Raw genomic sequence first — 22,011 nt, forward strand, 5'->3', positions numbered from 1 at the left:
ATGTCGGAGATCCGGGCGCCACGCGGCGCGGCGTACACGGCGAAGGGCTGGCCGCAGGAGGCCGCCAAGCGGATGCTGATGAACAACCTCGACCCGGACGTGGCCGAGCGCCCCGAGGATCTGGTCGTCTACGGCGGCACCGGCCGGGCCGCGCGGGACTGGCCGTCCTACCACGCGATCGTGCGGGAGCTCGACGAGCTGAAGGGCGACGAGACGCTGCTCGTGCAGTCGGGCCGGCCGGTCGGCGTGTTCCGGACCCACGAGTGGGCGCCGCGGGTGCTGATCGCCAACTCGAACCTGGTCGGCGACTGGGCGACCTGGCCCGAGTTCCGCCGCCTGGAAAACCTGGGCCTGACCATGTACGGGCAGATGACCGCCGGGTCGTGGATCTACATCGGCACCCAGGGCATCCTGCAGGGCACGTACGAGACGTTCGCCGCGGTCGCCGAGAAGAGGTTCAACGGCACGCTGGCCGGCACGCTGACCCTGACCGGCGGCTGCGGCGGCATGGGCGGCGCCCAGCCCCTCGCGGTGACCATGAACGGTGGCGTCTGCCTGATCGTCGACGTCGACGAGACCCGTCTGCGCCGCCGGGTCGAGACCCGCTACCTGGACGAGATCGCCGACGACCTGGACGACGCCCTGGCCCGCGCCGGCGCCGCAAAAGCTGCAAAAAGGGCGTTGAGCATCGGCGTCGTCGGCAACGCGGCCCTGGTCTTCGGCGAGATCCTGACCCGTGGCGTCGAGGTCGACATCGTGACCGACCAGACCAGCGCCCACGACCCGCTGTCCTACCTGCCGGTCGGCGTCGAGCTGGCCGACATGGCCGAGTACGCCCGGACCAAGCCCGAAGAGTTCACCGACCGGTCCCGGGCCAGCATGGCCAAGCAGGTCGCGGCCATGGTCGGGTTCATGGACGCGGGCGCCGAGGTGTTCGACTACGGCAACTCGATCCGCGGCGAGGCCAAACTGGCCGGTTTCGAGCGCGCATTCGAGTTCCCCGGCTTCGTCCCGGCGTACATCCGGCCGCTCTTCGCCGAGGGAAAGGGTCCGTTCCGCTGGGCCGCGCTCTCGGGCGACCCGGCCGACATCGCCGCCACCGACAAGGCGGTGCTCGACCTGTTTCCCGAGAACGAGTCGCTGGCCCGGTGGATCAAGATGGCCGGGGAGCGGGTGGCGTTCCAGGGGCTGCCCGCGCGCATCTGCTGGCTCGGCTACGGCGAGCGGGACAAAGCGGGCGTACGGTTCAACGACATGGTGGCGCGGGGCGAGCTCAAGGCGCCGCTGGTGATCGGGCGGGACCACCTCGACTCGGGTTCGGTCGCCTCCCCGTACAGGGAAACCGAAAGCATGCTCGACGGCTCGGACGCGATCGCCGACTGGCCGCTGCTGAACGCGCTGCTCAATACGGCCAGCGGGGCGAGCTGGGTGTCGATCCACCACGGCGGCGGCGTCGGCATCGGCCGCTCGATCCACGCGGGGCAGGTCTGCGTGGCCGACGGCACCGACCTGGCCGGGCAGAAGATCGCGCGGGTGCTCACCAACGACCCCGGCACGGGCGTGATCCGGCACGTCGACGCGGGCTACGAGTCGCAGGCCGCGGCCGGCGTGCACATCCCCATGCGAAGGGACGCTCAGTGACGGCCACTTTTGCCGAGCTCTGGAACGGGATCGCGCCGATCGGCCGGGCCCGCAACGGCGGTTACCTGCGGTACGCGCTGGAGGAACCCGAGCTGGTGCTGCGCGACTGGTTCCGCAACCAGGCCGCGCGCCGCGACATGCCGGTCACCGACGACGGCAACGGCAACCTGTTCGCCTGGTGGGGCGACCAGTGGGGGCAGGACGCGGTGCTGACCGGCTCGCACTTCGACTCGGTGCCGCACGGCGGGGGCTTCGACGGGCCGCTCGGCATCGTCAGCGGGTTCCTCGCCGTCGACGAGCTGCGGCGGCTCGGGCACACGCCGCGCCGGCCGATCGCCGTGGTCGCCTTCGTCGAGGAGGAGGGTGGCCGGTTCGGCGTGCCGTGCCTGGGGTCCCGGCTGCTGACCGGCGCGATCGAGCCCGCACAGGCGGCCGCGCTCACCGACCGCGAGGGCATCACGTTCGGCGAGGCTCTGGGTGACACGCCCGCGGGGCGGCTCCCCGGGCTGACCAGCCGGATCGGGGCGCTGATCGAGCTGCACATCGAGCAGGGCCGGGCACTTGAGGTGCCGGTCGGGGTGGCCAGCGCGATCTGGCCGCACGGGCGCTGGCGGTTCGACTTCACCGGGCACGGCGACCACGCGGGCACGACACGCATGGCCGACCGGCGTGACCCGATGCTGACGTTCGCGTACACGGTGCTGGCGGCCAACAAGGAGGCCCGGCTGAACGGCGCGCACGCGACGATGGCCCGGGTCGAGGTCGAGCCCAACGCCACCAATGCCATTCCTTCCCTCGTACGGGGGTGGCTCGATGCCCGGGCGGCCGAGACGGGAACGCTCGACGCGGTGGTCGAGGCCGTGATCAAGCGGGCCACCGAGCGGGCGGGCCGCGACGGCACCGAGCTGACGGTGACGAATGAGTCGTTCAGCACCGAGGTGACGTTCGAGAAGCCGCTGGCCGCCCGGATCGCCGCGCTGCTGGGCGAGGCCCCGGTGCTGCCGACGGGGGCCGGGCACGACGCGGGGGTGCTGTCCGCGCACGTCCCGACGGCGATGCTCTTCGTCCGTAACCCGACGGGCGTGTCGCACTCGCCCGCCGAACACGCCGACGAGGCGGACTGCGTGGAAGGCATCAACGCGCTCGCGAGGGTGCTGGGCGACCTGACATGACGGCCTATTTCGCCCCGTACGCGTGGACAGGCGGAGCGGTCGCCCGAAATGTCCGCATCGAGGTGGCCGGCGGTTTCATCACGGCCGTCGACCATCTCGGCCCGCCAACGCCCGCCACGCCGGCTCTCAGCGCGCGGACACCCCCAGCATCCGCTCTCAGCCCGCTGACACCCGCCACGTCCATCACCGGCCCGCCAACGTCCGCCCCCACCACCCCATCCTCCCGCTCGCCCTTTTCCGCCAAATCAGAAGTGTCGGCAATTGAGCTACCGGGGCTGGTGTTGCCAGGGTTCGCCAATGCGCACTCTCACGCCTTCCACCGGGCGCTGCGGGGCCGCACCCACGAGGGCGGCGGCAGCTTCTGGACGTGGCGCGACTTGATGTATCAGGTCGCGGGCCGCCTCGACCCCGACAGCTACTACGCCCTTGCCCGAGCCGTTTACGCCGAGATGGCGCTGGCCGGGATCACCGCCGTGGGCGAGTTCCACTATCTGCACCACGGACCGGACGGCACCCCCTACGCCGACCCGAACGCCATGGGCAACGCCCTGATCGCCGCCGCGGCCGACGCCGGGATCCGGATCACGCTGCTGGACACGCTCTATCTGACCGCCGGGGTGGACGGGAAGCCGCTCGAAGGGGTGCAGCGCCGCTTCGGCGACGGCGACCTCGACGGCTGGTCGGCCCGAGTGGACGAGCTGCGTGCCACCGGCAACTCGAAGATCGGCGCGGCGCTGCACTCGGTGCGGGCGGTCCCCACCGACTACCTGTCGACCTTCGCGTACCGCACCGACGGGCAGCCCGTCCACGTGCACCTGTCCGAGCAGCGCGCCGAGAACGAGCAGTGTCAGGCCGTGCACGGGTGCACCCCGGCCGAGCTGCTCGAAGCGCACGGCGTGTGGCAGCCGATGACCGTCGCGGTCCACGCCACGCACCTCACCGACCGCGACATCGACATCCTTGGTGGTCACCAGGTGTGTTTCTGCCCGACGACCGAACGGGATCTCGCCGACGGCATCGGACCGGCCCGTCGGCTTTCCGACGCGGGCGCCCGGATCAGCCTGGGTAGCGACAGTCACGCCGTGATCGACCAGTTCGAGGAGTTGCGCGGGCTCGAGATGAACGACCGGCTGGCGACCGAGCGGCGGGGAAGGTTCACGCCGGCCGAGCTGATCGCGGCGGCGGCCAACCACGCGTCGATCGGCTGGTTCGACGCCGGGGAGATCGCGGTAGGCAAACGGGCCGACTTCCTGTGCGTCCGGCTCGACAGCCCCCGTACGGCCGGAACCGACCCCGCGCAGGCAGCGCTCGCGGCGACCGCGGCCGACATCAGCCACGTGATCGTGGACGGGCGCCTGATCGTCGAGGACGGCCGCCACACCGGCATCGAGGTGCCGTCCGAACTGGCCCGCACGATCGCCGGGCTCATCGGCACGGACGAACCGGGCAACAGAACTCGGGCCACGAGCTACGGGGCGGTCCGAGCGTGAGCATCCTGATCGACAACATCGGTGAGCTCGTCACCAACGACGAGGGCGACGGTCTGCTCGGCATCCGGCGGGACGCCGCGCTGGTCGTCGAGGGTGACCGGATCGCGTGGATCGGGCCGGACACGCAAAAGCCGGCGGCAGATCGACGCATCGACGCGCAGCAGCGGGCGGTTCTGCCCGGGTTCGTCGACAGCCACGCCCACCTGGTGTTCGCCGGGGACCGGGCGGCCGAGTTCGGCGCGCGCATGGCCGGCGAGCCGTACACCGGGGGCGGCATCCGCACCACGGTGGCGGCGACCCGGGCGGCGAGCGACGACGAGCTGCTGGCCAACGCGAGCCGGCTGGTCGGTGAGGCGCGGCGGCAGGGCACCACCACGATCGAGATCAAGAGCGGGTACGGGCTGAACGTCGATGACGAGGCCCGTTCGCTGCGCCTGGCGAGCGAGCTGACGACCGAGACGACGTTCCTCGGCGCGCATGTCGTTCCGGCGGGGCACGACCCCGACGCGTACGTCGATCTCGTCCGGGGTGACATGCTCGACGCCTGCGCCCCGTACGCGAAATGGGCCGATGTCTTCTGCGACCGCGGCGCGTTCGACGGTGACCAGGCGCGCGCGATCCTGCAGGCCGCCGCCCGCAAGGGCCTGCAGCTGCGGGTGCACGCGAATCAGCTGGTCGCCGGTCCGGGCGTACGGCTGGCGGTCGAGCTGGACGCCGCCAGCGCCGACCACTGCACGCATCTGAGCGAGGCCGACGTCACCGCCCTGTCCGGCTCGAGCACCGTTGCCACGCTGCTGCCGGGCGCCGAGTTCTCGACCCGCTCGCCCTATCCCGACGCGCGCCGGCTGATCGACGCCGGGGTCACGGTCGCGCTGGCCACCGACTGCAACCCGGGCTCGTCGTACACGTCCTCGATGCCGTTCTGCATCGCGCTGGCGGTGCGGGAGATGCGGATGACCCCGGCCGAGGCCGTGCACGCGGCGACCGCCGGGGGCGCGCGAGCCCTGCGACGCGACGACATCGGACGGCTGCGCCCCGGAGCGCGCGCCGACCTGACGGTGCTCGACGCGCCGTCCCACCTGCACCTGGCCTACCGGCCCGGCGTACCCCTGATCAGCACTGTTCTGCACAACGGAGTGCCCCAATGACCGTCACAGTCCAGCCCACCGGCGTCACCCCCGCCGACGTGCTCGCGGTCGCCCGCGGCGACGCCCGCGTCGAGATCGCCCCCGAGACCGTCGACGCCATGGCGACCAGCCGAGCGATCGTCGAGAGCATCGAGGCCTCGGGCAAGCCTGTCTACGGCGTGTCGACCGGTTTCGGCGCGCTGGCCAACACCTCGATCGCCCCCGAGCGCCGGGCCGAGCTGCAGCACGCGCTCATCCGCTCGCACGCGGCCGGGATCGGCGACCCCATGCCGCGCGAGGTCGTCCGCGCGATGATGCTGCTGCGGCTGCGCTCGCTCGCGCTGGGCCGCTCGGGGGTGCGCCCGGCGCTGGCCCAGGGCCTGGCCGACCTGCTCAACCACGACATCACGCCGTGGGTGCCCGAACACGGCTCGCTGGGCGCGTCGGGCGACCTGGCCCCGCTGGCGCACTGCGCGATCGTGCTGCTGGGCGAGGGCTGGGTGCTGGGCAAGGACGGCACCCGGACCACCGCCGCCGAGGCGCTGCACACGGCCGGGCTGCGGCCGCTCGAACTGGCCGCCAAGGAGGGGCTGGCGCTGATCAACGGCACCGACGGCATGCTCGGCATGCTGCTGCTGGCCATCGACGACGCGGCGCACCTGTTCGCGATGGCCGACGTGACCGCGGCGCTGGCGATCGAGGCGATGCTCGGCTCGGAGCGCCCGTTCCTGCCCGAGCTGCACGAGATCCGGCCGCACCCCGGTCAGACCGCCTCGGCCGCCAACATCCGCAAGCTGCTGCAGGACTCGTCGATCATGGACTCGCATCGGGACGACCTGGCCCACGCGGTGCAGGACGCGTACTCGATGCGCTGCGCCCCGCAGGTGGCCGGCGCGGCCCGGGACACCCTCGATTTCGTCCGTACGGTCGCCGCACGCGAACTCGTGTCGGTGGTGGACAACCCGGTCGTGCTGCCGGACGGCCGGGTCGAGTCGACGGGCAACTTCCACGGCGCGCCGCTCGGTTTCGCCGCCGATTTCCTGGCCATCGCGGCCGCCGAGGTGGGCGCGATCGCCGAACGCCGCGTGGACCGGCTGCTCGACGTGACCCGCAACCGCGACCTGCCCCCGTTCCTGTCCCCCGACGCCGGCGTGAACTCGGGCCTGATGATCGCCCAGTACACGGCGGCCGGGATCGTGGCCGAGAACCGCCGCCTCGCCGCCCCGGCCAGTGTGGACTCGCTGCCCACCAGCGGCATGCAGGAGGACCACGTGTCGATGGGCTGGGCCGCGGCCAAGAAGCTGCGCACGGTGCTCGACAACCTGACCAGTTTGCTGGCCGTCGAGCTGATTTCCGCCGTACGGGGTCTGCAGCTGCGCTCGCCCCTGACGCCCTCGCCGGCCGGCCGCGCCGCGATCGCAGCCCTCGAAGGCGCCGCCGGTCCCCCCGGTCCCGACCTGTTCCTGGCCCCGGCGCTCGAGACGGCCCGGGGCGTCGTCGCCGGCCGGGGTCTGCGGGCCGAGATCGAGTCCGCGACGGGTGCGCTGCTGTAGTTAACTGACCACCGTGGACCGACGGGTGGTGGTGATCGGGGCCGGGATGGCCGGTTTGGCCGCGGCCAGGGTGCTGAGTGAGCGGTTCGAGCAGGTCGTCGTGCTCGACCGGGACGAACTGCCGGACGAGCCGGCGCCCCGGCGCGGCGTACCGCAGGGCAGCCAGCCGCACATCCTGCTGGCCGGCGGCATGCGGACGTTCAACGAGCTGTTTCCCGGCTTCGAGGACGAGCTGATCGCCGCGGGCGGCACGAGGTTCGACACCGGCCTCGGCCTGTGCAGCTATCGGATGGGCCGCCGGTGGCCGTCCGCGCCGACCGGGGTCTCGCTGGTCGCGGCGACCCGCCCCCTGATCGAGTCGATCGTGCGCGCGCGGGTGGCGGCGCTGCCCGGCGTGAAGATCCGCGACCGGGTGGCCGTCTCCGCGCTGACCGGCTCGGCCGCCGGGGTGACCGGGGTGACGCTCGACGACGGCGAGACGATGGAGGCCGACCTGGTGGTCGACTGCACCGGCCGGGGCGCGCGCTCCGACCGGTGGCTGACCGCGCTCGGGCTGGCCACGCCGGCCCAGGTCGAGGTCAAGGTCGGGGTGGCGTACACGTCCCGGCTCTATCGCCGCGGACCCGGTGACCTGCCGGACTGGTCGGCGCTCTTCGTCCTGCCCACGCCGCCCGGCGAGTCGCTGAGCGGCCTGGCCATCCCGGTCGAGGGCGACCGCTGGCTGACCGCGATCGGCGGCTGGCACGTGACCGAGCCGCCGGCCGACGCCGAGGCGTTCGAGAGACATGCCCGCGGGCTGCCCGACCCGATCATGGGCGAGCTGCTCGACCGGGTCGAGCCGATCAGCGACGACCTGGTCACCACCCGGTTCCCGGCCAGCCGGCGACGCCTGTTCGAGGACCTGACCGACCCGCCGTCCGGCTATGTGGCGCTGGGCGACGCGATCTGCAGCTTCAACCCGATCTACGGCCAGGGCATGACCTGCGCGGCGCAGTCGGCGATCGCGCTCGGCCGGGCCCTCGACCAGCACGGGAAGCGAGCCGCACGCCCCTATTACACGGCGGTGGCGGCCGTCGTGGACGTGCCGTGGTCGTTCGCGGTGGGCGGCGACTTCTCGTTCCCGGGCACCACCGGGCCGCGGCCCCGCGGGTTCGCGCTACGCCGGTGGTTCTCGCGGCGGATCGCCCTGGCGTCGCAGATCGACTCGGGCGTCAACGCCGCGTTCGCGCGGGTGCAGCACCTGATCGATCCGCCGGCGGTCCTCACGCGACCGGCGTTCGTGCTGCGCGTGTTGCGGATGGCGAGAAAACGCAAGCGTGGGTCGGGTCCGGTGCGTTAACTTCCGGCGGCATGAGCGACTACGACTTCGAGGCGTTGCAGCGGCGGTGGCGACCGGTCTGGGAATCGCTCGGCCTTTTCGCCGCCGGCGCCTCGGACGGTCCGCGTCGCTCGGTGGTCGACATGTTCGCCTATCCGTCGGGCGACCTGCACATGGGGCACGCCGAGGCGTACGCGCTGGGTGACGCCGTGGCCCGGTACTGGGTCCAGCAGGGTTACGACGTGCTGCACCCCGTCGGGTGGGACTCGTTCGGGCTGCCCGCCGAGAACGCGGCGATCCGGCGCGGCATCCATCCGGCCGACTGGACGTACGCGAACATCGAGACGCAGGCGGAGTCGTTCCGGCGCTACGCGATCTCGGTCGACTGGCGGACCCGGCTGCACACCAGCGACCCGTCGTACTACCGCTGGACGCAGTGGCTGTTCCTGCGCTTCCTCGGACGCGGCCTGGCCGTACGGCGTCTCGCGGCGGTCAACTGGTGCCCGGCCGATCGCACGGTGCTCGCCAACGAGCAGGTCATCGCCGGGCGTTGCGAGCGCTGCGGCTCGGTGGTGAGCCGGCGTGAGCTGACCCAGTGGTTTCTGACCATCACCACGTACGCGCAACAGCTGCTCGACGACATGGGCGAGCTGGAGGGGCACTGGCCGGCGTCGGTGCTGACCATGCAGCGCAACTGGATCGGCGGGCTGCGCGATTGGCTGGTGTCGCGGCAACGGTTCTGGGGCTGCCCGATCCCGGTCGTGCACTGCCCGGCGTGCGGGGTGGTGCCGGTGCCGGACGACCAGCTGCCGGTGGAACTGCCCGACCTGCGCGGTGACCAGCTGGCGCCGGGGGACGTGTCACCGTTGGCCGCGGCGCGGGACTGGGTGGAGGTCGACTGCCCGCGATGTGGCGGGGCGGCCGAGCGGGACACGGACACGATGGACACGTTCGTCGATTCGTCCTGGTATTTCCTGCGGTACTGCTCACCGGCGTACGGGGAAGGGCCTTTCGATCCGGAGGCCGTGCGGCGGTGGATGCCGGTCGACCTGTACGTGGGCGGGTCCGAGCACGCCGTGCTGCACCTGCTGTACGTCCGGTTCTTCACGAAGGTGCTGCGCGACCTGGGGCTGATCGGCTTCGGGGAGCCGTTCCGGCGGCTGATGACGCAGGGGCAGGTCATCCTCGACGGCGCCGCGATGAGCAAGTCCAAGGGCAACATGGTCGACCTGGGCGAGCAGCTCGACACGTACGGTGTCGACGCGGTCCGGCTCACCATGGTGTTCGCCGGCCCGCCGGAGGAGGACATCGACTGGGCCGACGTGTCGCCCGCCGGTTCCGTCCGTTTCCTGGGCCGGGCGCTGCGCCTGGCCTCGGATGTGGCTGCGACCCCGGCGGCCGGGCCGGGCGACGTCGGTCTGCGCAGAACCACTCATCGGTTGCTGCGCGCGATCACCGGCCTCATGGAGGAACGCCGGCTCAACGTGGCCGTCGCCCGCGCGATGGAGCTGGCCGGGGCAGCCCGCCGGGCGATCGACTCGGGGCTGGCCGACGACCCCGCCACCCGCGCGGCCGTCGAGGCGCTGGCCGTGGTGTTGTCGCTGTTCACGCCGTACACGGCCGAGGAGATGTGGGCCCGGCTGGGTCACCCGCCAGGCGTGGCCCGGGCCGGCTGGCCGGAGATCGACCCCGAACTGGCGGCCGAACGCACGGTCATCTGTGCGCTGCAGGTGAACGGCAAACTGCGCGACCGCCTGGAGGTGCCGGCCGGCATCAGCGCCGACGACCTGACCGCGCTGGCCCTGGCCTCGCCCGCGGCCGCCGGGCTCGCTGTCACCCGCGTGGTCGTGCGCCCGCCGCGCCTGGTGAACCTGGTGGTCAGCAACCCCTGACGACCGGCCGCGAAGGCCACGACTGCGCGCCGGGTCATCCCGCGCGTCGTGGCCTCGGTTACGCGGCCTCGGCTACGCGGCCTCGGCTACGCGGCCTCGGCTACGCGGCCTCGGCTACGCGGCCGAGGACGATTCCCACGGGCAGTCGGCGGATCGAGGCTCGACCACCACATACGTCGCCGCCTCGGCCGCCGCCGGGGTGGAGGTGGCGCCGCCGACCGGCTTGACCGCGAACACCGCGGACAGGGCGACGAGCACCGTGGCCGCGAAAAGCGCGGCGAACCTCAGCTGCATGACTTCCCCCTGAATGCTCGCGGCCGGGTGCCAATACTCCCACTTTCAACAAACCTCCGCCCGTTGACAAACGGGGCGGCCCTCCGGTTAAGCTCGCACAACAAAACGGGGTGGCACCCCATTTCTTTCGTGAGGAGCACTGGGATGAGCGAGCTTGTGGTGCTGGTGACCGGGGCCAGCAGCGGTTTCGGACGCCTGACGGCGGAGGCGCTGGCCCGGCGCGGCCACACCGTCTTCGCCGGCCTGCGAGACGTGGCGGGGCGGAACGCGCAGGCGGCAGCGGAACTGAACGGCTCGCTGCGAGTGGTCGAGCTCGACGTCACCGACCAGGACTCGGCCGACCGGGCGGTGAGCGAGATCATCGCCACGGCGGGCCGGATCGACGTCGTGGTCAACAACGCAGGCGGGATCTTCCCCGGCCCGCTCGAGGCGTTCACGGCCGAGGAGGCGCAGCGGCAGTTCGACGTGAACGTTCTGGGCGCCCTCCGGGTGAACCGGGCCGTCCTGCCGCATCTGCGCGACCGGCGCCGCGGCCTGCTGATCCAGATCGGCTCGCTGGCGGGCCTCGTGACGACCCCGTTCACCGGTCTGTACGCGGCCAGCAAGGCGGCACTCGAGAGCCTGACCGTGGCGTGGCGTCATGAGCTTGCGCCGTTCGGCATCGAGTCGGTGATCGTCGACGCCGCGTCGTACCCGACCAACATCGGCCTCAACGCCGCGCTGCCCGCCGACACCGAGCGGCTGGGCGTCTACGCCGAGGCGTTCGGCGCGTTCACCAACGCGATCGTCGAGCGCGCGGCCGAGAGCGGCGGCGACCCGGGCGAGGTGGCCGACGCGGTGGTCAAGCTGATCGAAAGCGACGACCGTCCGCCGCGTACTGTGGTCGCCCCGGCCGGTCAGTACGAGCCCGCGCAGGCCCTCAGCCGCGCCTCGGCCGAGGCCGCCGAGCGGGTGGGCGCCGCCATGGGGGTGGCCGCTTTCATGACCCACTAGGCTCCGGAACGTGGCAGCCTCCACCCGACCGATGCGGGCCGACGCCCGGCGCAACTACGAGCAGATCCTCGCCGCGGCCGAGGCCGAGGTGGCCCGCGCCGGCGCCGAGGCCTCGCTGGAGGAGATCGCTCGTCAGGCCGGTGTCGGCTCCGCCACCCTGCACCGTCACTTCCCGTCGCGGCAGGCCCTGCTCGAGGCCGTCTTCCACGATCGCGTGGTGACCCTGTGCAACCAGGCCCACGAGCTGGCCGCACAGCCCGGCACGGCCGCGCAGCACGACGGGACCGGCGGGGACACCCAGCGCGGCGTCGCCCGCCGGGACACGCCACCCACCGGGGATGCGGGGCAGGCGCTCACCGCGTGGCTGCGTTCGCTGGCCTCGTTCGGCGCGGTCAACCGTGGGCTCGCCAAGTCACTGCTCGGCGGCGCCCGGAGCAGCACGGCCGGCAGCTGCGAGACCATGCTGATCGAGGCCGGCAACGAACTGCTCGGCCCGGCCCAGGCCGCCGGCGCCGTCCGCCCCGAGGTCACCATCATCGACCTGCTCACGCTGGTCAACGCAGTCTCGCTGGCCACCGAGGGCAGCCCGGACGCCGCAGCCGAGGCGGCACGCCTGGCCACCCTGGCGCTCGACGGGGTCCGCCCCCGCCGCTAGTGCGGTGTCCACGACCGTTGGCCGGTTTGGGTCCGGTGTGGTTGTGGATCCTCGGTCACGATGGTGAACGAGCGACTCCCCATCACCGGGGGTGGTGGGGCGGGCCTCCGCCGGCCGAGGGACCCTGACGCCGCCAGTGGTCGGCGGCGTGGGTCACGCCGTGCCGGTCGGGCACCGGGGAGGTGTCGTCCGGCTCGACGGTGCGTGACCACCCCAGTGCACGCGGGAGGGTGTGGGGTGGTGGCGCCGCCCGGGGTGCGGGTGGCGATGGTGAACGCCGCAGCGATATCACGATGCCCGGTGAACGCGCAGTGCGGGCAGACCATCCGCCTGCCCCGCGGCTTGCTGATCTTCTGGTGGCAGGCGGGGCAGGTCGACGAGGTGCCACGTTCGTCGACCAGGTGCACCCGGATCCCGGCCAGGGCGGCTTTGTCCTGCAGCATGGCCAGGGTGCGGCCGATCTGCCATTGCCGTAGCCGCAGGTTGTGCCGCCGCCCTGCTGATATGTCGAGGACCCCGCGCGGGTCGCCGACGGTCAACGTGCCGATCCGCTTGCTGACAGCCCAGCCGATCAACATCTTCGTGGCCTCGTGCAGGGCTTGACGGGTCCGGCGGCGGTGCCGGCCCTCGACCAGACGAGCGCGGCGGCGGATCTTGCGCCATCGTCGTGACCCGCGCCGGCCTTTGGCCGGGGTGTGGGTGGCGGTGGCGCGGCGGCGGTGTCGGGTGTCGGTCAGGTGCAGGCGGTGTTCGGCCCGGATCGCCCGCCCGGAGACCAGCAGCGCGCTGCCGTCGGCGGGGTGGGCGGCGCCGTAGGGGTGGATGATCCCGAGGTCGACCCCGGCCACCCGGGCCGGGTCCGGCCCAGTGCCGGGTGGGTAGGTGGTGATGGGCAGTTCGGCGGTGACGTCGATCCAGAGCCGGCCGGCGTCGACCAGCAATGTCACCGATCGCACCGTCTCGGGCGGGTAGGGAACCAGCCGGTCCAGGCGCACCCACAGCGGATCACCTCCGCGGGCGACGGGCAGGCGCAGGCGGCGGCCGGTGAGGGTGAAGGTGCCGTGATACCAGCGGATCGGCATCAACCCGCGCCGCCGACGCGGGTAACGCACCTCGGCATGCCCTGCTTTGCGGCGGGCGGCAGCAGAAAACCAGGCATCGGAATAGCGTCGCAGCACCGACCGTGCCCCGGTGGTGTCGAGCTCCCCGAAGATGCCCGGCCCCGACGCCGCCAGCAACCGGCACAACTCCTGATAGCCGGCGACGGGTTTGTCACCGCGCCGCCGATGCCAGGCATTGACCTCCAGCACACACGCCCACACGTCACCGGCCGAGCGCAGCAACCCGAAACAGCGGTGCTGCTGGTGGCGGGTCAGGCGCAGGCCGACCCGGGCGGTGCGGTGCACGACCGGGCCGGTGCCGACGTCACGACGTCTAGGCATACGACCATCATGTCACACGACCACTGAACACGCGACCAGCAGATGCCCGGCAGTGTGCGGGTACGGCACTTGCCACCGACTGAACCTCAACGTTGCTGCGACGCGACACCAAACCGGTGACCGTCCGGGGCCACCGCACTAGCTCGTCACCTCGCGGGCGATGACCTTCGACAGCTCGCGGAAAGCCTTGCCCCGGTGGCTGATCGCGTCCTTCTCGGCCGGTGACAGCTCGGCGTTCGTCCTGTCCTGGCCGTCGCCCAGGAAGATCGGGTCGTAACCGAACCCGCCCTCACCCCGCCGCGCGCGCAGGATCCGGCCCGTCTGCCGGCCCTCGACCAGGTGCTCGCGGCCGTTGGGCAGCACCAGGGCCGCCGCGCACACGAACGCGCCGCCGCGCTGCTCGTCGGACACGTCGGAGATCTGGGCCAGCACCAGGTCAAGGTTCGCGTCGTCGTCGCCGTGGCCGCCGGACCAGCGGGCGCTGAAGACGCCGGGCATGCCGTTGAGCGCGTCGACGGCGAGACCCGAATCGTCGGCCACCGTGGGCAGGCCGGTGCGCCGGGCCCCCTCACGCGCCTTGATCAGCGCGTTTTCCCCGAACGTCAGCCCCGTCTCGGGCACGTCGGGATAATCCGGGAAATCGGCCAGCCCGACCAGCGCGATGCGGTTGGCCCCGAGCGACGTGTCGAGGATGCGCTGCAGCTCGACCAGCTTCTTCCGGTTGGCCGTGGCCAGCAGCAGCCGGGCGCTCACGCGGCCAGCGTCTTCTGCTGGGCGGCGGACAGCTCGGCACAGCCGGCCAGCGCGAGGTCGAGCAGCGCGTCCATCTGGTCGCGGCGGAAGACGCCGTTCTCGCCGGTGCCCTGCACCTCGACGAAGTCACCGTCGCCGGTGGCCACCACGTTCATGTCGACCTCGGCCGCGACGTCCTCGAGATACATCAGGTCGAGGCGGGGCTCGCCCTCGATGATGCCGACGCTGACCGCCTGGATCGACCGGTGCATGACCTTGTCGACCTTGCCGGCCAGCGACTTGCGCTCGGCCAGCCAGCCGACCGCGTCGTGCAGCGCCACGTAGGCCCCGGTGATGGCGGCCGTGCGGGTGCCGCCGTCGGCCTGCAGCACGTCGCAGTCGAGAACGACCGAGTTCTCGCCCAGCGCCTTCAGGTCGATGCAGGCACGCAGGCTGCGGCCGATCAGCCGGGAGATCTCGTGGGTGCGCCCGCCGACCTTGCCCTTGATGCTCTCGCGGTCGCCGCGGGTGTTGGTGGCGCGGGGCAGCATCGAATACTCAGCGGTGACCCAGCCGAGGCCGGAGCCCTTGCGCCAGCGGGGCACGCCCTCGGTGACGCTCGCCGTGCAGAGCACTCGCGTGTTGCCGAACTCGACGAGCACCGACCCCTCGGGGTGGATGCTCCAGTGCCGAGTCAGCGTCACCGGTCGCAGTTGGTCGGCCGATCGGCCGTCGGGGCGTGCCATGGGAGAAACCTTATTAGGCCAGGGGCGGGACCGCTGCGCCCGCCCCACCGCCTGTGGATAACTCGCCTGGCCTGTGGACAACCAAGGCCTGTTTCACGACTGAGACGGGCTGCGGAGCGGTTGAGTCATGAAACAGGCTCAGCCGAGGGTCGGACCGGCCGGCCGGGGCACCGCCGGCCGCAGCACCGCGGTGGGCCGCTGCCGCCCGGCCAGGGCCACCTCGGGCAGCGCGCCGTGGGCCCGCAGGAAACCGTCGACCGCCTGCGGCCACCCGAAGTTCTCGGCGCGGGCCCGCGCGGCCGCCCGGCGCTCGGCCTCGGGGCGCTCCATCAGCCGGCGTACTCCCGCGGCGAAGCCCTCGGGGGTGCCGGGCACGGCGACCCCGCCGTCGCCGACGACCTCGGGCAACGCGCTCGTCTCGTTGACCACGACGGGGGTGCCGCAGGCCAGCGCCTCGAGGGCGGTCATGCCGAACGTCTCGACCGGGCCGGGCGCGAGCACCACGTCGGCGCTGGCGAGCAGGGCGGCCACGGCGCCGCGCTCGGCGATGTGCCCGGTGAACCGGACCGGCAGGCGCGCGGCCCGATAGGCCAGCGCGGCCCGCCGTACGCCGTCTCCGGCCACAGCGAGCACGGCGGGCACCTTGTCGTTGCGCAGCGCGGCGATCGTGTCCACGGCGAGCTCAGGGCGTTTCTGGCCGGAGAGCCGGCTGGCGAACGCGATCAGCAGCTCACCGGGGCGGGCGTAGCGCTCGCGGACGCTCTCGTCGAACCGGCCTGGGTGGAACCCGTCGAGGTCGACGCCGAGCGGCACCTCGGTCAGGTTGGGCACGCCCAGGCGGCGGAACTCGGCCGCGGCGAACGAGGTGGTGCAGATGATCTGGTCGAAGAACTCGGCCGTGCGCAGGTTGAACTTGTCGGCAAGGGCGTCGCGCTTGGGCACGCCCCAGACGCCGAGCAGCCCGGCCAGGCTTTCGTGCGACACCATCACCGAGGCGACGCCGCGGTTGCGGGCCCAGCCGCCCGTCCACCGCAGGCTGGTGCGGTCGGAGACCTCGATGCGGTCGGGTTCCAGCTCGTCGAGCAGTCGGGTGAGTTCCCGCCGCCCGGTCATGACCCGATATCCCCCCGTACGCGGGAGGGGGGCGCTGGGCAGCGTGATGACGCGGCCCTGCGAGGTCATCCGGTCGGAGCGCTCGCGACCGGGAACAATCAGCACCGCCTCGTGGCCGGCCCTCTGGTAGCCCTCGCCGAGGTTACGGAGAGCTGTCCGCAGGCCACCCGAATGGGTTGTCACGAAGTTGGCCAGGCGAACGATGCGCATCCAACAACTCCAAGATCACGATCCGCTGGTGCTCTCGTGCTCCGACCGTGCCCCCGCCCCGGTCAAGGGCCTAGAGATCGTAGCGGGCACCTGGGCGCACGACCTCAACCGGTCCCGCAAACGCGGCCACGGCGGCATCCACAATAGATGCCTCACTGACCCAGGCGGGGACGAGATGGGTCAGAAGCAGCTTACCCACGTCCGCCTTGGTGGCCGCCTCGCCCGCCTCACCCCCCGTGAGGTGCAGGCCAGGGGGGTTGTCGGCGCCGTCGAGGTAACTGGCCTCACACAGAAACAAATCCGCGCCGGCGGCGAGTCGCAGCAGCGGTTCGCACGGCGCGGTGTCCGAGGAGTAGGCCAGGACCGACCCGCCGTGCTCGATGCGTACGCCATAGGTCTCGATGGGATGGTTGACCCGGTCGACCGTGATCGAGAAGGGACCGATCGGGAACGTGCCGGGCTGCAGGCCGTAGAACGTGTACACATCGTCGACCGGCTCGTTGTCCTGGCTGTACGCGGCGGAGATGCGCTCGGCCGCCCCCAGCGGGGCGTACATGGGAACCGGCGGCAGCGGGCCGGACGGGTCGTAGCGACGGACCACGATGTACGTACACGCGTCGAGCATGTGGTCGCAGTGCAGATGCGTGAGGATGATCGCGTCGATCTTGTTCATGTCGGAGTAGCGCTGCAGCGCGGACAACGAACCCGAGCCGAAATCAATCAGCAGCCGGAAGCCCTCAGCCTCGACGAGATAGGCGGAACAAGCCGACTCGGGGCCGGGAAAACTGCCGGCACAGCCGAGAACGGTCAGTCGCATGCGGGTCCCTTTGGCTCACGCTGGGTCGAACACGCCCCGCCCGACCGGTCCGTGCTGACTTCCTCAGACCAGTCAATCACGGAGCGAAGCGTACGCCGGGACCTGCGCGCCATGTAAACGTCAGATCGATTTGTCGCTAAATCGACAACGTACATCACACCGTCCGTGACCTCGGCCATTAACGCAATTCCCGTTACGTCCGGTGAGTCGTTTGCGTTGCACAAAGTGAGGACTTTCGAGGACGGAACAGGCGGAGGCAGCGTGACCACGGCCGAGAAGGACCGCACCACGCGCACCGAAGCGGCAGCGATCATGCCGTTCGGTGGCTGGGAGAGTACACCGAACGGGACCGGATCTCCGGACGATCGAACGCTTTTCCGCTTTCCCGCCCCGGACGATCCGGCGCCGAGCACCGTACGGGTCCTGACGATGGCGCTGTGGGCGGCCGTGCTGGGCCTCACCGCGACCGGAGTCGGCGTTATCGCATTGGTCACCGTTCTCGGCGGCGCGGCATTCTGGTACGTGCCCACGCTCGCCCTGTTCGGCTTGCTGAGTGTGGCAATGGCGGTGGCCTCATTCCTGTCGATTCACCGCCCCGTCCTGCCGTGGTTGCTGCTCGCCTGCGCGACCGGGCCGCTCGCCGTGGACGTGCTGATCGCAGCACTCCATTAGGGCCGTTCTCAGGCCCAGAGCTGGCCCTCGAGGGCTTCCTCGGCATCGTTGAGCGTGCCGCCGTAAGCGCCCGTGGAAAGGTATTTCCAGCCGCCGTCGGCGATCACGAAGGCGACGTCGGCGCGGCGGCCGGCCTTGACCGCCTCGTGCGCGACGGCCAGCGCGGCGTGCAGGATCGCGCCGCTGGAGAAGCCGGCGAAGATGCCCTCGACCTCGACGAGCTGGCGGGTGCGCAGCACGGCGTCCCGGGTGCCGACCGAGAAACGGCGGTCGAGCACGCCGGCGTCGTACAGCTCGGGCACGTAGCCTTCGTCGATGTTGCGCAACCCGTACACCAGTTCGCCGTAACGCGGCTCGGCCGCGACGATCTGGATGCCGTCGACCTTTTCCTTGAGGAAACGGCCGGTGCCCATCAGCGTGCCGGTGGTGCCCAGGCCGGCCACGAAATGCGTGATGGTGGGCAGGTCGTGCAGCAGCTCGGGACCGGTGGTCTCGTAGTGCGCGCGGGCGTTGGCCGGGTTGCCGTACTGGAACAGCATCTTCCAGTCGGGGTGCTCGGCGGCGATCTGCTTGGCGGTGGCCACGGCCTGGTTGGAACCGCCCGCGGCCGGCGAAAAGATGATCTCGGCGCCGTACATGCGCAGCAGCTGGATCCGCTCGGCCGACACGTTCTCGGGCATCACGCAGACCAGCCGGTAACCGCGCAGCTTGGCCACCATGGCCAGGGCGATGCCGGTGTTGCCGCTGGTCGGCTCGAGGATGGTGTCGCCGGGACGCAGGTGACCCGACTCCTCGGCCGCCCGCACCATGAAGAGCGCGGCGCGGTCCTTGATGCTGCCGGTCGGGTTGCGGTCCTCCAGCTTGGCCCACAACCGCACCGGCGGTGCCCCTTCGGGCACCACCGGCGAGAGGCGGGGCAGGCCGACGAGCGGCGTGCCCCCGCACGCGTCCAGCAGGCTCTCGTAACGAGCCATGGACTCAGCCTTCAGTCGGGTCAGGGGCAGCGGCGGGGTGGTTGGAGGGGCGCCCGAGCAGGGCGGCCGCGGCCGCGAAGCCCAGAGCGCCACCGGCCACGGCCGGGAGGATGGTGATCGAGTCACCGTCGCTGAGCTTGGCGTCGAGCGCGCCGAGGAAACGGACGTCCTCGTCGTTGACGTAGACGTTGACGAACTTGTGCAGCCCGCCCTCGGGGGTGATGAGACGCCCCTTGAGGCCGTTGTGCTTGGCGTCCAGGTCGTCGATGAGCGCGGTCAGCGACTCGCCGGAGCCTTCGACGACCTTGGCGCCGCCGGTGTAGCTGCGCAGGATGGTGGGGATGCGAACTTCGATAGCCATGGCTGTGAATGCTCCAAAAGGAAAGGTCGAACTGAGGGCAGGGTCGTCTACGGGCTTCGGTGTCGTCAGCGACACTCGTAGAAGACCGACACGGGGCTCTGCCCGAACATGTACGACTGCACAGCGCTCGCAATCACGCGTCCACCGTCGCATCCACGATGTTGATCTCTTCCTCGGTCACCACGCCGTCCACTATGCGGAACGAGCGAATCTCTTCCGAGTCGCTCTCGCGGGTCGACACGAGAAGATAATGCGCGCCCGGCTCACCGGCGAACGAGATGTCGGTGCGCGACGGATACGCCTCGGTGGCCGTGTGCGAGTGGTAGATGACCACGGGTTCCTCGTCGTTGTCGTCCATCTCGCGCCACACGCGCAGCTGCTCCATGGAGTCGAACTCGTAGAACGTCATCGACCGGGCCGCGTTGTCCATCGGGATGAGCCGCGTCGGCAGGTCTTTGCCGATCGGGCCGGCGACCACGCCGCAGGCCTCGTCGGGGTGGTCCCGGCGGGCGTGGGCGACGATCGCGTCGACGATCGCGCTGTCGATGGTCAGCACACCGTTCACATTACCGTGAGATTTCCCGGAACCCGACGTGGCAGCGCTCACTCGATTTCGGGCAGCGCGTTCAGCAGCGACTCCTGCAGATAGCCGAGGTAGGCGTACACGCTCAGCTGGAAGACCCGGCTCGAGCCGGGATCGTGCAGCACCGCGGCGTCCAGCTCGTCGCTCAGGTCGGTGTCGGCCTGGATGTCGAGGCGGGTGCCCATGGCCAGCCGCGCGTCGTTGATCGCGCGCAGCCAGGCCTCGGCCGCCTCACCGTCCAGCCGCACCTCGCCCTCGCCCTCGTCGGGCAGCGCCGCGAGGATGGCCCCGGCCTGGTCGATCTTGCTGGTCTTGAGATCGCCCTCGGTGTAGAGGCGGAACTCGGCCGAGTCGTCCGGCTTGTCGGGATAGATGTCGGGGAAGAGCCGGCTGACGACTGGATCGGTGTGATCCATGCCGTCGGTCAGCAGGCCGACAACCTCACCGGCGACCTTGCGCAGGACGCGCACCTCGTCGACTGCGAAGGTGGCCACGCACTGGCTGCCGTTGCGTCGGAACATCTTCTCTCTCCCGCGGTGTCATTCCCGGTCCACCGTCGCCCAGAGACCGTATCCGTGCAGCTGGTTGGCGTCCATCTCCATGCGCTCGCGCGCCCCGGAGCTGACCACCGCCCGGCCCTTGTTGTGCACATCGAGCATCAGAGCCTCGGCCTTCTCCTTCGAGTAGCCGAAAATCTTCTGGAAAACCCAGGTCACGTACGACATGAGGTTCACCGGATCGTCCCAGACGATCGTCACCCACGGCCGGTCGTCAGCGGGTGCCTCCTCGATCTCGGGACTCTCGACGGGAGCGACCTGGGGAAGCGCCATGCTCACCATGGTGCCACCGGTTTCGCCGCATCGGTGAACCGGAACGCCGATCCGCAGGTCAGTACGCGGTTCGTAAGGGGCGGCGGCGCGCAATAGGGTGGACTCGTGAACACCTTCGCCCCCGCACTGATGACCGATCAGTACGAGCTGACCATGGTCAGCGCAGCGCTCAAGGACGGCACCGCCGACCGGCAGTGCGTCTTCGAGGTCTTCGCCCGCCGCCTGCCCGGCGGCCGGCGTTACGGCGTGGTGGCCGGTCCGGGCCGCCTGATCGAGTTGGTCAGGGAATTCCGGTTCGGCGCGGCCGAGGTCGACTTCCTGCGCGGAGCGGGCATCGTCGACGAGGCGACCGCCAAGTGGCTGGCGGACTATCGCTTCTCCGGCGACATCGACGGGTACGCCGAGGGTGAGCTGTTCTTCCCCGGTTCGCCGATCATGACGGTCAGCGGCACCTTCGCCGAGTGCGTGATGCTCGAGACGCTCATTTTGTCGGTGCTCAACCACGACAGCGCGGTGGCGGCGGGAGCGGCCCGCATGGTCACCGCGGCGCGGGGCCGGCCGATCATCGAGATGGGCTCCCGGCGTACGCACGAGGATTCTGCCGTCGCCGCCGCGCGGGCCGCCTATCTGGCCGGGTTCGCCTCGACCTCCAACCTGGCCGCGGGAGCGCTCTACGGCATCCCCACCACCGGCACCTCGGCCCACGCCTTCACGCTGCTGCACGACGACGAGCCGGCCGCGTTCGCCTCCCAGGTGGCCGCGCTCGGCAAGAACACGACGCTGCTGGTCGACACGTACGACATCGGCCAGGGCATCCGCAACGCGATCGCGGTGGCCGGGCCCGACCTGCGCGCCGTCCGCATCGACTCGGGCGACCTGTCGGTGCTGGCGCAGCACTCGCGCGAGCTGCTGGACTCGCTCGGCGCGACCGAGACCCAGATCGTCGTCTCCGGCGACATGGACGAGTACGCGATCGCCGCGCTGGCCGCCGAGCCCGTCGACATGTACGGCGCCGGCACCGCGGTGGTCACCGGCTCCGGCGCGCCCACCGCCGGCCTGGTCTACAAGCTCGTCGAGGTCGAGGGGCGCCCGGTGGTCAAGCGCTCGGAGAACAAGGCGACGGTCGGCGGGCGCAAGACGGCCGTACGCCGGCACAAGCCCACCGGCACGGCAACCGAAGAGATCGTGGTGTCGCAGGGGGTGCCCGACCACGCCGCCAACGACCGGCTCCTGCAACGCTCGTACGTGATCGCGGGCGAGGTGGCCGAGGCGCCCAGCCTCGCCGAGTCGCGCGAACACCTGCGCCAGTGCCTGATCTCGATCCCGTGGGAGGGCCTCAAGCTCTCGGCCGGCGACCCGGCCCTCCCCGTGACCATCGTCCCGACTGCTTAGGGGT

21 protein-coding genes and 1 pseudogene are annotated in these 22,011 nt (G+C 71.3%); 11 read left to right on the plus strand and 11 right to left on the minus strand.

The window, feature by feature from the left end; translation table 11 throughout:
* The 7 genes from hutU to C8E87_RS10510 are packed head-to-tail and all read left to right on the plus strand — an operon-like array spanning position 1 to position 10,193.
* A complete protein-coding gene (gene hutU / locus C8E87_RS10480) occupies positions 1-1,641 on the plus strand; it encodes a urocanate hydratase (protein WP_133872907.1) in 1,641 nt (546 codons plus the stop codon).
* Positions 1,638-2,813: an allantoate amidohydrolase gene (locus C8E87_RS10485; protein ID WP_133872908.1), complete on the plus strand. Its 1,176-nt coding sequence runs from the start codon at positions 1,638-1,640 to the stop codon at positions 2,811-2,813. Before hutU ends, C8E87_RS10485 begins: the two co-directional genes overlap by 4 nt.
* Positions 2,810-4,303 (plus strand): formimidoylglutamate deiminase, encoded by a 1,494-nt coding sequence (locus C8E87_RS10490; RefSeq protein WP_133872909.1) that lies wholly within the window; start codon positions 2,810-2,812, stop codon positions 4,301-4,303. Before C8E87_RS10485 ends, C8E87_RS10490 begins: the two co-directional genes overlap by 4 nt.
* The gene (hutI, locus tag C8E87_RS10495; protein ID WP_133872910.1) at positions 4,300-5,451 is read left to right on the plus strand and encodes an imidazolonepropionase; all 1,152 of its coding nucleotides are present in this window, start codon (positions 4,300-4,302) and stop codon (positions 5,449-5,451) included. The genes C8E87_RS10490 and hutI overlap by 4 nt, the downstream gene beginning before the upstream one ends.
* Positions 5,448-6,983: a histidine ammonia-lyase gene (gene hutH / locus C8E87_RS10500; RefSeq protein ID WP_133872911.1), complete on the plus strand. Its 1,536-nt coding sequence runs from the start codon at positions 5,448-5,450 to the stop codon at positions 6,981-6,983. Before hutI ends, hutH begins: the two co-directional genes overlap by 4 nt.
* 13 nt (positions 6,984-6,996) lie before the next feature.
* The gene (locus C8E87_RS10505) at positions 6,997-8,322 is read left to right on the plus strand and encodes an FAD-dependent oxidoreductase (RefSeq protein WP_239079966.1); all 1,326 of its coding nucleotides are present in this window, start codon (positions 6,997-6,999) and stop codon (positions 8,320-8,322) included.
* Between the two features lie 11 nt (positions 8,323-8,333).
* Complete coding sequence (locus C8E87_RS10510) at positions 8,334-10,193, plus strand: leucine--tRNA ligase (protein ID WP_133872912.1); 1,860 nt, start codon at positions 8,334-8,336, stop codon at positions 10,191-10,193.
* A 114-nt stretch (positions 10,194-10,307) separates the two neighbouring features.
* Here C8E87_RS10510 and C8E87_RS10515 read toward each other — a convergent pair whose 3' ends face one another.
* Entirely contained in the window at positions 10,308-10,487 is a 180-nt protein-coding gene (locus C8E87_RS10515) for a hypothetical protein (protein WP_133872913.1), read from the minus strand.
* 144 nt (positions 10,488-10,631) lie between these two features.
* Between C8E87_RS10515 and C8E87_RS10520 the strand changes: the two genes are divergently transcribed.
* Both C8E87_RS10520 and C8E87_RS10525 read left to right on the plus strand, forming a co-directional pair.
* A complete protein-coding gene (locus C8E87_RS10520) occupies positions 10,632-11,480 on the plus strand; it encodes an SDR family oxidoreductase (RefSeq protein ID WP_133872914.1) in 849 nt (282 codons plus the stop codon).
* A gap of 10 nt (positions 11,481-11,490) precedes the next feature.
* Positions 11,491-12,135 carry a helix-turn-helix domain-containing protein gene (locus tag C8E87_RS10525; RefSeq protein ID WP_239079965.1) on the plus strand — a complete coding sequence of 215 codons (645 nt, stop codon included), beginning with the start codon at positions 11,491-11,493 and terminating at the stop codon, positions 12,133-12,135.
* Here C8E87_RS10525 and C8E87_RS10530 read toward each other — a convergent pair.
* The 5 genes from C8E87_RS10530 to C8E87_RS10550 all read right to left on the minus strand — a co-directional run bounded on the left by C8E87_RS10530 (position 12,132) and on the right by C8E87_RS10550 (position 17,195).
* Positions 12,132-13,577, minus strand: coding sequence for an RNA-guided endonuclease InsQ/TnpB family protein (locus C8E87_RS10530; RefSeq protein WP_133872915.1), 1,446 nt, complete (start codon positions 13,575-13,577; stop codon positions 12,132-12,134). The genes C8E87_RS10525 and C8E87_RS10530 overlap by 4 nt on opposite strands.
* A 138-nt stretch (positions 13,578-13,715) precedes the next feature.
* Positions 13,716-14,330, minus strand: coding sequence for an RdgB/HAM1 family non-canonical purine NTP pyrophosphatase (rdgB, locus tag C8E87_RS10535; protein WP_133872916.1), 615 nt, complete (start codon positions 14,328-14,330; stop codon positions 13,716-13,718).
* A complete protein-coding gene (gene rph, locus C8E87_RS10540) occupies positions 14,327-15,055 on the minus strand; it encodes a ribonuclease PH (protein ID WP_133872917.1) in 729 nt (242 codons plus the stop codon). Before rph ends, rdgB begins: the two co-directional genes overlap by 4 nt.
* A gap of 138 nt (positions 15,056-15,193) precedes the next feature.
* The gene (locus C8E87_RS10545) at positions 15,194-16,378 is read right to left on the minus strand and encodes a glycosyltransferase (protein ID WP_133872918.1); all 1,185 of its coding nucleotides are present in this window, start codon (positions 16,376-16,378) and stop codon (positions 15,194-15,196) included.
* 70 nt (positions 16,379-16,448) lie between these two features.
* Positions 16,449-17,195: an MBL fold metallo-hydrolase gene (locus C8E87_RS10550; RefSeq protein WP_133872919.1), complete on the minus strand. Its 747-nt coding sequence runs from the start codon at positions 17,193-17,195 to the stop codon at positions 16,449-16,451.
* Between the two features lie 261 nt (positions 17,196-17,456).
* Between C8E87_RS10550 and C8E87_RS10555 the strand changes: the two genes are divergently transcribed.
* The gene (locus C8E87_RS10555) at positions 17,457-17,867 is read left to right on the plus strand and encodes a hypothetical protein (protein ID WP_133872920.1); all 411 of its coding nucleotides are present in this window, start codon (positions 17,457-17,459) and stop codon (positions 17,865-17,867) included.
* Positions 17,868-17,875: 8 nt separating this feature from the next.
* Here the strand turns inward: C8E87_RS10555 and C8E87_RS10560 are convergent, their stop codons facing one another.
* From C8E87_RS10560 to clpS, 5 genes and pseudogenes are all read right to left on the minus strand, one after another.
* Positions 17,876-18,841: a PLP-dependent cysteine synthase family protein gene (locus tag C8E87_RS10560; protein WP_133872921.1), complete on the minus strand. Its 966-nt coding sequence runs from the start codon at positions 18,839-18,841 to the stop codon at positions 17,876-17,878.
* Between the two features lie 4 nt (positions 18,842-18,845).
* Positions 18,846-19,202 (minus strand): MoaD/ThiS family protein, encoded by a 357-nt coding sequence (locus tag C8E87_RS10565; protein ID WP_133872922.1) that lies wholly within the window; start codon positions 19,200-19,202, stop codon positions 18,846-18,848.
* Between the two features lie 65 nt (positions 19,203-19,267).
* A pseudogene (locus C8E87_RS10570) lies at positions 19,268-19,758 on the minus strand (M67 family metallopeptidase).
* 47 nt (positions 19,759-19,805) lie between these two features.
* Positions 19,806-20,306, minus strand: coding sequence for a DUF2017 domain-containing protein (locus tag C8E87_RS10575; protein WP_133872923.1), 501 nt, complete (start codon positions 20,304-20,306; stop codon positions 19,806-19,808).
* Between the two features lie 18 nt (positions 20,307-20,324).
* Positions 20,325-20,615 carry an ATP-dependent Clp protease adapter ClpS gene (clpS, locus tag C8E87_RS10580; RefSeq protein WP_133872924.1) on the minus strand — a complete coding sequence of 97 codons (291 nt, stop codon included), beginning with the start codon at positions 20,613-20,615 and terminating at the stop codon, positions 20,325-20,327.
* Between the two features lie 105 nt (positions 20,616-20,720).
* Here clpS and C8E87_RS10585 point away from each other — a divergent pair, with 105 nt between their 5' ends.
* Positions 20,721-22,007 carry a nicotinate phosphoribosyltransferase gene (locus C8E87_RS10585; RefSeq protein WP_133872925.1) on the plus strand — a complete coding sequence of 429 codons (1,287 nt, stop codon included), beginning with the start codon at positions 20,721-20,723 and terminating at the stop codon, positions 22,005-22,007.
* The last annotated feature ends 4 nt before the right edge of the window (positions 22,008-22,011 follow it).

It is taken from the genome of Paractinoplanes brasiliensis (assembly GCF_004362215.1).
Taxonomy (GTDB): Bacteria; Actinomycetota; Actinomycetes; order Mycobacteriales; family Micromonosporaceae; genus Actinoplanes; species Actinoplanes brasiliensis.

Excerpts from the sequence above, each read along its gene's own strand:
- hutU (WP_133872907.1), top strand. The coding sequence starts at position 1 with ATGTCGGAGATCCGGGCGCCACGCGGCGCGGCGTACACGGCGAAGGGC.
- C8E87_RS10490 (WP_133872909.1), top strand. The coding sequence starts at position 2,810 with ATGACGGCCTATTTCGCCCCGTACGCGTGGACAGGCGGAGCGGTCGCC.
- hutH (WP_133872911.1), top strand. The coding sequence starts at position 5,448 with ATGACCGTCACAGTCCAGCCCACCGGCGTCACCCCCGCCGACGTGCTC.
- C8E87_RS10510 (WP_133872912.1), top strand. The coding sequence starts at position 8,334 with ATGAGCGACTACGACTTCGAGGCGTTGCAGCGGCGGTGGCGACCGGTC.
- C8E87_RS10515 (WP_133872913.1), bottom strand. The coding sequence starts at position 10,487 with ATGCAGCTGAGGTTCGCCGCGCTTTTCGCGGCCACGGTGCTCGTCGCC.
- C8E87_RS10520 (WP_133872914.1), top strand. The coding sequence starts at position 10,632 with ATGAGCGAGCTTGTGGTGCTGGTGACCGGGGCCAGCAGCGGTTTCGGA.
- C8E87_RS10530 (WP_133872915.1), bottom strand. The coding sequence starts at position 13,577 with ATGCCTAGACGTCGTGACGTCGGCACCGGCCCGGTCGTGCACCGCACC.
- rph (WP_133872917.1), bottom strand. The coding sequence starts at position 15,055 with ATGGCACGCCCCGACGGCCGATCGGCCGACCAACTGCGACCGGTGACG.
- C8E87_RS10545 (WP_133872918.1), bottom strand. The coding sequence starts at position 16,378 with ATGCGCATCGTTCGCCTGGCCAACTTCGTGACAACCCATTCGGGTGGC.
- C8E87_RS10550 (WP_133872919.1), bottom strand. The coding sequence starts at position 17,195 with ATGCGACTGACCGTTCTCGGCTGTGCCGGCAGTTTTCCCGGCCCCGAG.
- C8E87_RS10560 (WP_133872921.1), bottom strand. The coding sequence starts at position 18,841 with ATGGCTCGTTACGAGAGCCTGCTGGACGCGTGCGGGGGCACGCCGCTC.
- C8E87_RS10565 (WP_133872922.1), bottom strand. The coding sequence starts at position 19,202 with ATGGCTATCGAAGTTCGCATCCCCACCATCCTGCGCAGCTACACCGGC.
- C8E87_RS10575 (WP_133872923.1), bottom strand. The coding sequence starts at position 20,306 with ATGTTCCGACGCAACGGCAGCCAGTGCGTGGCCACCTTCGCAGTCGAC.
- clpS (WP_133872924.1), bottom strand. The coding sequence starts at position 20,615 with ATGGCGCTTCCCCAGGTCGCTCCCGTCGAGAGTCCCGAGATCGAGGAG.